13 protein-coding genes and 3 pseudogenes are annotated in these 14,126 nt (G+C 33.8%); 4 read left to right on the top strand and 12 right to left on the bottom strand.

Going from position 1 to position 14,126, the window contains the following annotated elements; genetic code table 11:
• The first annotated feature begins 53 nt into the window (after positions 1-53).
• Entirely contained in the window at positions 54-227 is a 174-nt protein-coding gene (locus ACQKKK_RS17700) for a hypothetical protein (protein WP_427617742.1), read from the top strand.
• 117 nt (positions 228-344) lie between these two features.
• On the opposite strand, the pseudogene ACQKKK_RS17695 reads toward ACQKKK_RS17700, so the two are convergent.
• Positions 345-461 (bottom strand): annotated as a pseudogene (locus ACQKKK_RS17695) (YjcZ family sporulation protein); the annotation flags it as partial.
• Between the two features lie 451 nt (positions 462-912).
• On the opposite strand from ACQKKK_RS17695, the pseudogene ACQKKK_RS17690 reads away from it, so the two are divergent.
• The 3 genes and pseudogenes from ACQKKK_RS17690 to ACQKKK_RS17680 form a co-directional block, all read left to right on the top strand.
• Positions 913-1,192: pseudogene (locus ACQKKK_RS17690) on the top strand (amino acid permease); the annotation flags it as partial.
• 354 nt (positions 1,193-1,546) lie between these two features.
• The gene (locus ACQKKK_RS17685) at positions 1,547-2,224 is read left to right on the top strand and encodes a FadR/GntR family transcriptional regulator (RefSeq protein WP_427617740.1); all 678 of its coding nucleotides are present in this window, start codon (positions 1,547-1,549) and stop codon (positions 2,222-2,224) included.
• Between the two features lie 14 nt (positions 2,225-2,238).
• A complete protein-coding gene (locus ACQKKK_RS17680) occupies positions 2,239-3,474 on the top strand; it encodes a CynX/NimT family MFS transporter (RefSeq protein ID WP_427617738.1) in 1,236 nt (411 codons plus the stop codon).
• 268 nt (positions 3,475-3,742) lie between these two features.
• On the opposite strand, the pseudogene ACQKKK_RS17675 reads toward ACQKKK_RS17680, so the two are convergent.
• The 11 genes and pseudogenes from ACQKKK_RS17675 to ACQKKK_RS17625 all read right to left on the bottom strand — a co-directional run.
• A pseudogene (locus tag ACQKKK_RS17675) lies at positions 3,743-3,898 on the bottom strand (sporulation protein YhbH); the annotation flags it as partial.
• A gap of 292 nt (positions 3,899-4,190) precedes the next feature.
• Positions 4,191-5,447, bottom strand: a complete 1,257-nt coding sequence (locus ACQKKK_RS17670) for an ATP-grasp domain-containing protein (protein ID WP_427617737.1) — start codon at positions 5,445-5,447, stop codon at positions 4,191-4,193.
• Positions 5,448-5,476: 29 nt separating this feature from the next.
• Positions 5,477-6,415 (bottom strand): transketolase, encoded by a 939-nt coding sequence (locus tag ACQKKK_RS17665; RefSeq protein WP_427617735.1) that lies wholly within the window; start codon positions 6,413-6,415, stop codon positions 5,477-5,479.
• Positions 6,412-7,221: a 1-deoxy-D-xylulose-5-phosphate synthase N-terminal domain-containing protein gene (locus tag ACQKKK_RS17660; RefSeq protein ID WP_427617733.1), complete on the bottom strand. Its 810-nt coding sequence runs from the start codon at positions 7,219-7,221 to the stop codon at positions 6,412-6,414. The genes ACQKKK_RS17665 and ACQKKK_RS17660 overlap by 4 nt, the downstream gene beginning before the upstream one ends.
• Entirely contained in the window at positions 7,218-9,059 is a 1,842-nt protein-coding gene (locus ACQKKK_RS17655; RefSeq protein ID WP_427617834.1) for a M20/M25/M40 family metallo-hydrolase, read from the bottom strand. The genes ACQKKK_RS17660 and ACQKKK_RS17655 overlap by 4 nt, the downstream gene beginning before the upstream one ends.
• The gene (gene argC / locus ACQKKK_RS17650; protein ID WP_427617731.1) at positions 9,059-10,105 is read right to left on the bottom strand and encodes an N-acetyl-gamma-glutamyl-phosphate reductase; all 1,047 of its coding nucleotides are present in this window, start codon (positions 10,103-10,105) and stop codon (positions 9,059-9,061) included. The genes ACQKKK_RS17655 and argC overlap by 1 nt, the downstream gene beginning before the upstream one ends.
• 6 nt (positions 10,106-10,111) lie before the next feature.
• Positions 10,112-11,428 (bottom strand): DegT/DnrJ/EryC1/StrS family aminotransferase, encoded by a 1,317-nt coding sequence (locus ACQKKK_RS17645; RefSeq protein WP_427617730.1) that lies wholly within the window; start codon positions 11,426-11,428, stop codon positions 10,112-10,114.
• A complete protein-coding gene (locus ACQKKK_RS17640; protein ID WP_427617728.1) occupies positions 11,418-12,098 on the bottom strand; it encodes a degT/DnrJ/EryC1/StrS aminotransferase in 681 nt (226 codons plus the stop codon). Before ACQKKK_RS17640 ends, ACQKKK_RS17645 begins: the two co-directional genes overlap by 11 nt.
• Positions 12,070-12,993: an ATP-grasp domain-containing protein gene (locus ACQKKK_RS17635; protein ID WP_427617727.1), complete on the bottom strand. Its 924-nt coding sequence runs from the start codon at positions 12,991-12,993 to the stop codon at positions 12,070-12,072. Before ACQKKK_RS17635 ends, ACQKKK_RS17640 begins: the two co-directional genes overlap by 29 nt.
• Positions 12,994-13,000: 7 nt before the next feature.
• Positions 13,001-13,174: a lysine biosynthesis protein LysW gene (locus tag ACQKKK_RS17630; RefSeq protein ID WP_427617725.1), complete on the bottom strand. Its 174-nt coding sequence runs from the start codon at positions 13,172-13,174 to the stop codon at positions 13,001-13,003.
• Positions 13,175-13,187: 13 nt separating this feature from the next.
• Positions 13,188-13,742: an NAD(P)H-dependent oxidoreductase gene (locus ACQKKK_RS17625; protein WP_427617723.1), complete on the bottom strand. Its 555-nt coding sequence runs from the start codon at positions 13,740-13,742 to the stop codon at positions 13,188-13,190.
• Positions 13,743-14,126 lie beyond the last annotated feature (384 nt).

Here is a 14,126-nt window from a genome sequence, read left to right as displayed (position 1 = left end):
ATTATGATTCTCTTTTAAGAGACTGGCCTATTTTTTGAAAGGAGGGATCAAAAATGTATATGCACCATTCACCAATGATGGGTATCATCCACACTGAATTACAATATTTAGGGATGGCCTCGCAGGTATATTCCGGCTATTTAGAATTTATAAGGGAAATTGATCCGGTACAAGAATCCGAAGACCAACAGCCGCTTCCTCTCCCCTTTTTATATGAGAACGAATAGTCCCATTAGTCATTTCCCACTCTAAACCTTATCTGTTATAGAAAAACCGACCTATCAAGGTCGGTTTTTTGTTATTCAGCAGTATGTTCCATATCCGTAACCCTGGGCGCCCCCTCCGCCAAATCCTCCGCCGCAAATGCTAGCTCCCACAATCACTAAAAGAATAAACAAAACGACTATAAAGGCGAAACCTCCGCCAAATCCAAAACCGCCATCACAACCACAACCTGACATATATGAACATCTCCTTATTCGTTTTTATAAAAGGACTTGAACTGGTTACATCATCTTATTCACTACCAAACAAAATGACAGTGAAAATGCAATTTAAGATAATTTTTTTTACTCTCGTTCAATATGTATTTTTTTAGAATCGATGCAAAATCAGCTTTTTCCAATAACCTCCGATATTTTAAATAAAATTGCCCACATAATTTTTTTCATTCCATTCATAAAAAGTCACTTATTAGACTTTATTTCATAAAATTCAAATACTTTTAGATAATAAAGAAAAGTATTCTTTGCTGATGTTCACTTTCCGTATCCCTGTTTAAATTGACATTTTCCCGAATCAGGATATATTAACAAAGTTTTTATACATAAAAGCGTTCAATTGTATAAAAAGAAAGGCATGAATAAATTGGAAAGGACTCATCAAGATTTAAAAAGGGCCTATGCCAAGGCATTATTTATTGTAATGGCAGCATTAGGGGAGATGGCAACCGCTTTTCCAAATTTGAACGTACAACATCTCATTATCGCGATCATAGTAGAAATAGTCGCGGCAGAAAGCTTTCTACAATATTGGTTTCCTACCATTATGGTTATTAAGTATACTTGGCGCTTCAGTAATAATAGGAATAAATTTGTCTCAAGTAAAATACTATGGGGAGCTCGAGTTTTGGTTTGCAGGTATTAAAATAATAACTTTAATAGCTTTTATTATTTTAGGAGCTTTGATCATGCTAAATTTTTCGAACCAAATGGTTCGCTGGCACCAGTTGATCTAAAGTAATCAACGCTGAATAGAATCATGTTTAGAAAGCATCCTCATCACCTCAAGTTTTAATACTTCCATTTTAAAACAAAAAAGACTGAAGGCAAAAGAGGTTCTAAACTCAATTTTCATCGAGTTTGTCTACAGTCTTAATCCCTGAATTTATTGATTTCAGGGATTTTTTCTTTTTCAAATTCTTATGGGAAATTGAAATTTGATTTTACAAAATACTCTTATGCAACAACATTCTTTATATATATTAAACATACATATGTTAAAATAACCAATGACCCGATCATCCTACAAATTCGAGGTGTATATATTGTCCATATCTAAAACAAATCGCTTATCACTTGTAGAGCAAGTGGTTTCCCAAATCGAATCGTTAATCGAATCAGGTGAATGGGAAATTGGCAATCAGATTCCTCCTGAAATGGATTTGATCCAACAATTCGATGTAAGCAGAAATACATTAAGAGAAGCTGTACGATCGCTTGTTTATGCAGGGCTTTTAGTGACGAAACAAGGAAAGGGAACATTCGTAAAGTCATCCAGTGCCTTGGGGGCGGCATTTCAAAGAAGGATCCAGCAGTCAAGTTTATTAGAAACATTGGAGGTCCGTCATGCCCTTGAAAGAGAGGGAGCTCAGTTAGCTGCACTAAGACGTAACCAAGGAGATATAGAAAGATTGCGGTTTTATATAACAGCATGCAGTAATGCTGCAAAAGCAAAGGATATCAAGGCTTACGAAGAAGCGGATATACAGTTGCATAAATCGATTATGGGTTCATCACATAATGATTTATTGATTGATTTGTACGAACATATGGAAGACTCCCTTCATGATTCCATCCATCAGATAGTCGAGATGAGTTCTGATGCAAACCTTCATTTGAACATCCATTGCAACCTTGTAGATGCCATCATCGAGCAAGATGTGAACCGGGCAATCGAAACAGTGAATGAATACATTGCACAATTCAAAAAATCTTTAGAGTAAGTACGGAGGAAATTATGGGCATTCATCAAGCGGCAAATAAACTGGAACAAACAAAAATGGATATTAAACCCCGGTTGGGACTTCTCATCATCGGGATCATTCTTCTTGGAGCCAATCTACGTGCTCCCTTAACATCTGTTGGCCCCCTTGTCACTTCGATTCGGGATAATTTAGGAATTTCCAATACACTATCAGGTTCCTTAACGACATTGCCTTTGCTTTCTTTCGCATTATTATCACCATTTGCGCCTAGGATAGCACGCCGTTTTGGAATGGAGCTCACCCTTTTCCTTTCCTTGATATTATTAACAATCGGGATTGGGATACGCTCCCTTGGCGGCGTATGGACATTGTTCATTGGGACCATTTTAATCGGGTTGGCCATCGCCATGGGCAATGTATTGTTACCCAGTCTGATAAAACATAACTTTGCTAGGAATATCGGTTTGATGACAGGGACATATGCAGTTTCCATGAATTTATGTGGCGCAATAGGTTCCGGGATCAGCATTCCCATTGCTTCTTCATCGGGTATGGGTTGGGCCGGTGCCCTTGGATGCTGGGGAATTCTATCTCTTATTACGGTTTTCTTTTGGATGCCGCAATTAAGACGGCCATTCCATTCAGGTAAGGATGTACAAACGGCTCAAAAGGTTAAAAACATTAACTTATGGCGTTCTGGGCTAGCCTGGCAGATTACTTTTTTCATGGGATTGCAATCGTTTATCTTCTATACAGTAATTACCTGGATGCCCGAAATTCTGGAGCAAAAAGGCCTTAATGCTGATGAGGCTGGCTGGATGCTATCCATCATGCAGCTTGCCGTCATTCCTATAACATTCATTGTGCCAATTTTAGCTGGTCGATTACAAAGTCAGCGCCTGTTAGTGGTCCCACCTGTCATTTTCATTATTACCGGGATATTTGGCATATTGTACGGAAGCCCTGTATTCATACCAGTATGCATGATCCTGATCGGAATTGGCGTCGGAACCATTTTCAGTTTATCCATGATGTTCTTTAGTCTTCGAACACAAAGTACCCATGAAGCGACAGAATTATCAGGAATGGCTCAATCATTCGGTTATCTCTTAGCTGCCATTGGACCGGTATTATTCGGATTACTTCATGACGTTACACACAGCTGGACAATTCCCTTATTTATGTTGGTCGTTATTTCGGCACTTATTTTCATTGCTGGAATGCGTGCAGGAAAAAATGAATATGTAACAACTCATGAAAGTCTCTAATTAAATTTTGTAAAAAAGACCCTACTTACAGGATAAAGAACCTGTGAAAGCGTTAGGACAACGTGTTATCGAAGTAACGAAACGAATGATATAAGTTTCGTGTATATGAAAAAAGCCATTGCTCCTGTTGAGCAATGGCCTTTTCGTATGTAATTCCTGAATCTTCAAAAAAACCAATCATTAAAAAAAAGACGTACAATGTGAATCGCACGCCTTTTTAGCCTACAGTTATAATGACTTGAAAATCGCCATCTCCACGTTCCCTTTTTTATGCATACTTCTTACTTTCCTCGTCTTTAAAAAAGCTCTTCATTGCGTGGAAAACATCTGCCTTTTGCTTAAGGATATAATATCTGAATTTTTCATTTTCGATATTCTTATAGGCTGTCATCAATGTAAAATGACGATTGTATTGATTGACCTGTTAACCCTATATACAATATGATTACCTATAACTAATACCTTTGCTCCTTGCATCCCACTAAGTTCATTACCTTAATACACCATACACAACTTCAATGTTAAATATTCTTTAACTCCAATCCTAAAAGATATTATAGGATGAAAAAAATATATAGTGTGCTTCTTCGACCAATAATTAACAAGATTTTTTGTTTAATGAAATATATAAGCCTGCTTTTCATCATCATAAGAAATAATTCACGTAATTTACAATTCCTTATAGATATACCATCCAATCCAAAATCAAGATTACTCTATGATGTTACTTGAGTGTGCTCCCGCTTAATTAATATTTTCAAACGCGATATTAATTGATCAGCAATAATTTTTGCTTCTTCTGATGTTTCTGCAACAGTAATAACATAACCTAGTCTATCATCTGAACTCTGAGGAATCAAAATACGATCACCTGGATTACATGTTATCTCTAATCTAGATAAATTTTCATGTTCTAGAACTTCTTTGTCTCCAATAATCTCTAATAATTCTCCCTCTACTTCACTTGTTAAATAGGCAATTGCAGACCCCTTTTGATGTTTTTTAGAGAGATCAATAGGTGAATCAGTATAGTAATTCACAGTATTCTCAAAAACATCTAAACCAAATGAGAGTTTCAACAAATCAGATGATATGTTGTCACCTCCGGGTCTACCATTTACTTCTATTATTTTAGGTCCATTGCTTGTTACTTTAATTTCAACATGACTAGGTCCATTTACTAATCCAATAGCTTCAAGAGCTTTTAATGCTGTTAAAGTAATTTGTTCTTCTAAGTCCTCGTTAATAGGTGCAGGCAAAACATGCATTGTCTCAACAAAGTACGGTAAATCAGACGTTTGCTTTTCCGTTACTACACTTAGAATAGGTTTTCCATCCAATAAGAAAAGTTCTACACTAAATTCATTTCCATCTAAATATTCTTCTATTAGATATTCATCTCTAACATTGAAGTCCATATAGGTATATTTAAATTCTTGAATTTTCTTCATGGAGTTGTAAAGATTTTCTTTATCTTTTATAAAAAAAACATTCTGACTACTTGCAGCATTAGTAGGCTTTAAAACTACGGGAAATCCTATACTTTCTGCAGCAATTAAGGCATCATCATAAGATTGTACCTTTTTAAATTTTGCACTGGGTACACTATGCTGTTTATAAATTTCTCGAGCATAATCTTTATTCCTTGCTAGAAATGCAGCGTTATAGGTTACATTTTTCAAACCTAACTCTTCAGCTACTTTAGCAGTAATAGCGGATGCGAAGTCAGTAGCCGGTATTAAAGCATCAATTTTATTGTAATAAATGGACTCTTTAATAGCTTTTAATACCGAATTCACATCTCTGATATCAGCTTCAATGAGATCATGAAACACATCTTCATATCCGTATACTGTTGGATTTTCTACTGATGACACTACACATACTACTTTATATCCTTTCTTATAAGCAGCTTTTGCAAAACTAACACCATAAAAACTTGGCTCGACTAACACAACTGTTTTTCGATTCATAGCACATTCTTCCTTTCATTATAAAATATCTACATAGTTAATAACTTTTTTTCATTTTGTATTTCACGAAGTTGTGCAAATGCCTTCTCATTACTAAAGCCAAGTTCCTCTAAAACTTCAGTATGGGTTCCTCCAAATGAAGGCCATGAATTCCCGCAGTCATGCGAATATACTTTACAATCAGGCATTAATAAAGATAAATAAGAAGCTGTGCTACCTGTAGCTCTATGTTCTTCAATAACAAGAAATTTCTCAGAAACACTTCTCAATTCATCAGTATAACTTTCTAAGTTTTCCCTATCTACATAACAGAGATGTGCATGAACAACATTATTAGCATTATTATATAATTCTTTTGCTATTTCAGTAGCCTGCTCACCAACTGATATAATGCATAAATCTGTTTTACACCTCTGATTATCTTGATATAATATTTTTTCACAACTATCCTGCTCAGGTCTTGTCATACTTTTAAAGGTATCGTTTCTAGATAATCTAATATAATAAGGATCTGGAGAAATAGAAGCTTCTTGAATTACTTTTCTTGTTTCTTCTTCGCCATGAGGACAGGCAATTTTGATGTTTTGAAATGACTGTATTATAGCAATATCTTCTAGACTATGATGAGTTGATCCAAACCATCCCCCAGAGACTCCCCCATAAGCTGCAACAATCTTAATATTCTTTTTCATATAACCCATAGCTAATTTAATACTCTCGGCTGCTCTAAGAGCAGAAAACGATGCAAACGTTGAGAAAAAAGGGATTAAATCCTTTTCAGCCAATCCTGCAGCCATATCTATACTAGCCATTTCAGCAATTCCTAAATTAAAAAACCTATTAGGTATTTCATTTTGAAATATATGATCTTTCCCACCTAAATCTGCTTCTAAACATACTATTTTTTCATTCATCCTAGCTATATTAGTTAATTCATCTCTATAAGCATCTCTTCCTGATAAGCTCATCTTATTCCTCTTTTCCATCTAGATGATAGATCACTAGATATCTTTGCATAATGGGCATTAGGGTTTCCTTCTATAGCTTTAACACCTTTACCCTTTACTGTTTTAGCAAGTATAGCTAGAGGCTTGTTAGAATTAGAGTAATCTAGAGATTCAATAATTTGTGGAATGTTATGTCCATCGATTAGTAAGACATTGAAACCAAAAGATTCAAATCGTTCTTTAAGATTATTTATAGGAGAGATATCATGAATGAATCCATCATTTTGAGCTCCATTACAATCTACAATATATATTAGATTATCTAAAAACTTCGCCTGGATAACTTGCATAGTTTCCCAGCATAGGCCTTCCTGTAATTCTCCATCTCCTCCAATTACTATAGCTTTTCCTTTTGTCCCTTTAATCTTCTGTGCAAGGGCACAACCAGCACCATAAGAAATGCCATGTCCTAAACTCCCTGTAGAAAATTCAATATTCTCAATTTTATGATTAGGGTGTCCTGTGAATAAAGAATCCTTCTCCCCATAAGATTTCGAAGGATCATCATTTATCTTTTGAAAAACATACATTGCTGCGTATAAGGCTGCAGCAGCATGCCCTTTACTTAAGATAATGGAAGAATCCTTATCTTCCCCATATTGTGCGTAAGCTCCTATCAATAAATCAATTACAGATAAACTACCTCCGATATGGCAACCTTTATTAGAAGCTGCCATATCTATGATTAGTTTTCTAGCTGTTTTAGCTTTATCGATTAAATCATCAACCTTAAAACTAGTTTCTAGATCTTTTATGATATTCATCATACCTCTCCTTGTAATAGAAACCATTTATCAATAGAATCTTTAAGAATTTGTCTAGTGTTTAGAATTTCAGTATTCTTAACAAATTCTTCAGAAGTATGATCTAAGCTAGAATCTCCAGGACCATACGCTACCATTGGTATACTGTTCCAAGATACAGCTAATGTATTCATATCACTTGTTCCACGCTTCTTTAAATAATTTACCTTTTTTCCATTTTTAGAAAAACCATATACAAAAGACTTAACTAACTTACAATTTCTAGCATTAGAAAACCCAGGTGTCGCTCTTAATATTTCAATATTTACAAATTCACCAAAATCAAAATTTAATTTTTCGTTATAGTTCTTACCTGCTTCTGGAGAAATTCTAAAATTCAGAATTCCTGTAGCATAATTAATTCCTTCTTGTTGATAACTGTTAATCTTAATTAAAGAGGATAGATTTTTAGAATCAACCTTCTCAACTTTCTTTCTTATATTATCTACAACAGAATATAGTAAATCTACTACACTCATAGCGTCTTTTCCTGCAGTATGTTCTTGTGGCTTTGTTATAGTTATTTTAAGTTTATATAATCCATAGTAACCCAGTGTCAAATTCCCTTCTCCACTAGGCTCCCCAATAATAACAGCATTAGCTTCATAATTGTCTTTAACAAAATGTGCACCCTTTGAAGAAGAAACCTCTTCCTCAACTGCACCAATTACAATTAAACTTCCGTCTTGTGGTACATCAACTTTTTCTAGCATATATAAAAAATTTACAAACGAACTCTTGGCATCTACTACTCCTCTGCCATGAATACCATCTTCTATATTCTTGACTTTCCAATTATATGGAACTGTGTCTATATGGCCTAAAAGCATTAACTTATTAGGACCATTCCCTTTTCGAAAGACTAAATTTCCCACCTTATCAATTTCTCCTGTGATGCTATCATGTTCTATATTATCAAGAACAAATTGCGCAAATTCTCTCTCATTATGAGAAGTTGAAGGAATCCTAATACATTTATTTAAAAGTTCTAAGTCCCCTAGATTTTCAGGCATATCCCAAAACCAAGTCTTTCCTTTACCTTTTAATGTATGAGGGCCAACTATACACACATCGCATATTCCATGTTTTAAGCTCCAGTAAGCCGCACGGACTTTTTGTTTCATCTTACCTCTTACAGATTTTAATTCCTCATCTAAATAAATATTTTTTATTGTCGAAGAGTGATCATTTATATCTTGTAAAATTCCCGGAGTTGATGTAACAAAACGTATATGCTTAGCTTTCATATCTGTAGCTAAATGAGCTGCCAACATATCAGCGTCAATATTTATATAACAATGATGATCTGTATCATATATAGGAGGGCTAACACACACTACATCGTAAGCCTTTAAAAGAGAGTACAATAATTCATTGTTTGATTTCTCATAGTTTCCAAAAAATGAGTCCCTTACAATAACAGCTTTATTATTAAGTACAGCCTTCAAAGGTTTAGCTTTCTTTCCAGTAATTACTTTATTTTCACCTCCCAATTGAGTGAACACACTTAAATTATATTTACTTAACTCTCTTTTCACTTTGGGAAATATAATATCTCTATAAGAATCTAATATGATAGGCATTTCGGTAGGAGAACAGTATCTTACCTCATCTCCATTAGGCAAAGTTAAGAATGGCATCTTTCGTTGCATAAGATTATATTTTTGTTCAATTGCATCCGCTCCTCCTGCCACAAGCAAAACCTTATATCCATCATCTACAATATGTTTAATTTCTTCAAAAATAGAATCATCTTTTAAAATGGTACTACTCCCTAATTTGATGACAAAAATATTATCCATCAAGGCCAAACCCCCTCTGCTTGCAGATTTAATCCCATTTCTTCAGGTAAATCAAAGTATAAATTTGCAGCTTGTACCGCTTGTCCAGCTGCACCTTTTAATAAGTTATCAATGCTAGCTACTGAAACACAGTTTCGATCTTCTATATAAACTCCGATCTCGGCATGATTTGTTCCAACTACAGTTTTAATCATGGGAGAATTAATACCAACTTGGTTTGTTTTAAAATACTGTATAAACTTATGCTCATTATAAGATTTATAAAAAGCTTTTCGTACATCCCCCTCTGTTACATTTTCTTTTAACTTAGAATATGAGCTAACCATTATTCCTCTTGGTAAACTTAGACTATAAACAGAAAAAAACAAGTCTAATTTTTCATTTGATAAATAATGGTTAAAAGCATATTCAATCTCAGGTTTATGCCTGTGTCCATGTAATTTATGGGGTCTAAAGTTTTGTGCTCTTTCAGCATGGTGTTCTTTACTATTTTTACCACCACCACTAGAACCAGTCTTAGCATCTATAATTATATTACTCTCTACCAAACTTTCTTTTACAAGAGGATACAAAGAATAAATAGACGCTACGGCCATACAACCTGGCAAATTAATAATTTTAGCATCTTTTACTATATCTGATAGTTCAGGAATAAAATAATGCGTTTTAAAATCAGTTGCATATTTATGGGTTTCTGGATAAAAAAGGTGGCTCAATTCAGTATTACCTAATCTATAGTCTCCACTAATGTTAAATAAATACTTGGTTTTAGGAATAATGTTCTCAATATACCGAGGAAGCACGCCTGTTGGAAGACAGGCAAAAATAGCTTCGTAATTCCCTTCAAGATCCTTTATACTATTAAATCTAAGCTTTTTAGATTTGTAATTGGCGAAAGACCGCATACTTTTTTCGACAGACTCACCAGATTTTGATTCAGAAGAAATAAATGTAACTTCAAAAACGGGGTGTTTTTCTAATATTCTGTATAATTCCATTCCAGTAAACCCGTTGCCACCTATAATTGCTACCTTTAACTTTTCCATTTACATTCACCCTAACCTAGCATCTTTTTCATAAGATTTTTTTGTAGAATCATACTTTGCTACTAGTTCACGGATAGCTTCTGGGTTAGAATCAATTTTTTTAAATACTAAAGCATACGATTGAATTCTCTCATATTCAATCGGCGATCTTAGTTCTCTACAAATGGTTAAAGTTGAACGTAACATTTGCAGAGTAATAGGAAATTCATTAATATCATAGTTATCTCGATTTGATAATGAGAAAGGATAGTTATTACCAAATCCTTTTTTATTCTTAAATGGCAGGTGACCAGGAATAGGGGTATTCTGCCACTCCCTTGCAAAAACGCCTTCTTCCATTAGAAGTTCTTGGACAGCTTCCTTAACTTTATAGTCTTCTAAGTCCTCCAATCCTAATCTTTCCGGAGTCAATTTTATTCTATACATATTATAACTATGAACATAACCTTCAGGAACAAAAGGTCCTTTGAATAATTTTGTTTCTGATAAAGCTTTTGTTAGATATTTTGCATTCCTAGCTCTAATAGCATCATAGTAAGGCAACCGTTCTAACTGACTAATACCAAAAGCGGCAGCAATCCATGACATTCTGTAGTCTATACCAGAATCATTCAAAAAGTCTAATGCTCTTTGATAATCTTCCTCGTACTTAAAAAAAGCGATACCGCCCTCCCCACCTACAGGAAAGTTCTTATCAGCCATTAAGCTTTGTCCGGCACCGTCTCCCATAGAACCACAATACTGATTATTGATTGACGCCGAATGGGCATGGGAAGCATCTTCTACTAATCTTAACGAATGTTTATCACAAATAGATTTAATTTTATCAAGTGTAGCTGGTAATCCATGAACATGTACTGGCATAACTGCTTTCGTTTTCTCAGTAATAGCCTTTTCAATTGCAGATGGGTCCATACAATATGTTACTGGATCAATATCAACAAATACAGGAATAGCTTTCGCTGCAACAACTGCTTGGGCCGTGGCAATGAATGTGAATGCTGGAACAATTACTTCATCACCTGGTTGTACACCAACCCCTACTAATGCTAAATGTAAACTGGAAGTACCACTTGCTGTTGAGATAGCATAATTAGCTCCTACGTAATTTCGATATTTCTCTGTAAATTCATTAATCACATCTTTAGGGTTTCTTTGTATAGAGATTTGCATTTGTAGTATGTCTTCTTTTGTAATTACAGGGAAAATCGTTTTTCTTAACTCCTCTGGTATTATTGGTGGCCCACCTTTTAATGCAAGTTCGTTATAAATCCATTCTTCTTTCGGTAGCTCTAATGGTCTTTTAATAAAATCAGTTTTCATTTACTTGGTCCCTCCTTAATATTGCTAGCTTGACACACCCGGCAACTAACGGGCTTAATCTATAATTAAATTGAACTCCTGGTTGTACTTCTAATTCTGTCTCTTCTTGTGTCCACATTGTTTTTAAATCAAATGCTCCAAATATTTTTAGCCTTTCGGATTTCTTCCATGCAAGCTCATCATTAGTTGCTAAAGCTGCACAGGGCCCAAACCCTAATCCAGTAAAATCGATAATAATTACATCTGAATCCAATGATGATACCAAAGTATCTAGATCCTTTAAATTATCCCAATCTATATAAACACGTTCAAAGGAATTCTTTTTATTATCTTCAGTAATAAGATCAATCCCTAGCCAGTTTATGAACCTTTCTTCTTGTAGAGAAGGTTTACTTAAATATGATTTTTCACCATAAATTATATCTTGCCCCCATAGGGCCCCATTAATTGCTCCTGTATAACTATTAAAAAGCACTGCATATTTTTTATTTAAGATTTTTTTAACGCTATTTTCTAACCCTTTAAGTTCATTTTCATTCTTTTCGATACTCATAATAACACCACTATTTAATACTCTTGAGAGTACAAAAGAAATAGAAAAGTAATGTTCTTTTGTAAGTGTTTTTTCTGTTGTACCTAACTCATAATGCAATGTTTTCTCTCCCAACATTTTTCTCCTCCATAACTGTATTTATATTTAATGATTCACAATATATTTGAATATACGAAGCTATATACTTTGCTACATCTATACCATGTATTTTCCATGATTGAGCGAACTCTGGGTTGTGATTAACTTCACAAATTTTGTAAGTAGAATGTTGAAAATCATAAAATAAATCTATTCCATAAATTCCTTCACCTAAGATATTACAAACTTTCTTGCAAATAGCTTGCATTTCTTCACAAATATTTATAGGTTCAATTTGTGCTCCTAAGTGTGTATTTGTAATCCAGGAATCATTGGAGATTCTTTTAAAAGCTACTATTGGTTGATCCCCAACTACGACTACCCTGATATCGTAATCACCTTTATGAATATATTCTTGCGCTAAAACTGGGAAATTATTGTTACTGATATCTGTTGATTCTCTAGCTGCCATCCATACATCGAGATTTTCTTTCGTGTCAATTTTGGCAATTCCTCTTCCCCATGAGGAACTTATAGGTTTTATCACAAAACCATCCTGAAAATAAGTTTGGGCGTTTTTCAAATCTTCAAAAGTAAAAGCAATCTTATATAATGGCTGAGGTACCCTATTCTTTTCAAATAAGATCGCTTGTTTAGCTTTATTGGTACATATGGAGATTGAATTAGCGGAGTTAACTGTAGGAATTCCAGCTAACTCCAATAATTCAGCTCTTTTTAAAGCTTCTTTTTGGGATAAGTTTCTTAATAAAGCAATATAATTATTTTTTTGATTAATATTTAGAGGTAAAGATGCTGAATCCAAGCAAATTTCAACTTCGAATCCCAAAGTTTCTAAATAGAACTTTATTCTCTTTTCCTCTTCTCTTAATCTTGTTACACATAACAAGATCTTATTATATTTTTGGTCAAACATAAAATGATTACTCACCCCATGTTTCTTCAATTTCTGGAGCTAGACCAATAGAGATATTCTCTCCTACTGTTTGAACTTCATGTTCTTGTCCACAAGATGTACACTCTACTATTTCTCCTACTATTACATCTTCTGCTACCTGTAAATCATCATTACAAACTACACAATTTAATTTTGACATTATAAAAACCCCTTTAATTTATATTATTTTTAATATGTAGATCTAATCTATTAAGTTGTTCGAATAAATTCACTTTATTCATTGCTTCAAAAACTGAGAAAGTATCTATCTTTTTGATTGAACAATATTCATGGATTTTATGTATAGGGAATAGTACTTCATCTTCAGTTTTTCCTTCTAAAAAGCTTCTTTTGTGAGAGTTAAACTCTTTTTTAGAAGCTCCCCATGTCACAGAAAGCATATACTGTTTATTAGCAAGAAGCCCTCCCTGGCCGAAGTCATTAGATTTTCCAAAGAAAATTCCTGGTTTGTATACATCATCTATATATTTTTTTAAAATACCTGGTATGGAGAACCAATATATAGGGGTCTGTATGATAATGATATCAGCATTAAGAAACTTTTTAATTTCAGTATTTACTTCATATCCATCTAAAACTTTTGTATAGGCTACAGTGTGCTTGTCTTGTAAGTTTGTAATAATCCTCTCACATATTACAGACGATAGATTCCCTTCTGCCCTATTTGCATAAAAATCATGCCCATTGATAATTAAAATATTGCTCAATGTATTTCCTCCTTTCGAAAAAGAAACAACTTAAACAACACACCTAAAAAATCCCATAATATTACTTTAATTGAAATTTATGTATCAACCTCCCTTTTCATTTGTCACTTTATATCATTTTTTTGAAATAGTAAAGATTAAATTTCCATTATTTTTCTCTAATACCTAAATAATCATATTCGAATCCTAGTTATATCAAGATTTATATATATTTTATTTTTTTTGTTTTTTTTTAATACAAATAGACCTAATTAGGTATTTTTTGTATTTTTTTGTAAATATATAGCATTTTTCACTTAGCCATTGAGGATATATTCAAACATATAAACAAGGGAAATTCCGAAGCAGGTGTTGATTAATTTCGTTGCCGTAAATTTTAAGAAG

Source organism: Peribacillus sp. NPDC006672 (assembly GCF_050274955.1).
Taxonomy (GTDB): domain Bacteria; phylum Bacillota; class Bacilli; order Bacillales; family DSM-1321; genus Peribacillus.
The sequence above is the reverse complement of the archived record's forward strand: the minus strand, read 5'-3'. Positions and strand labels throughout refer to the sequence as shown.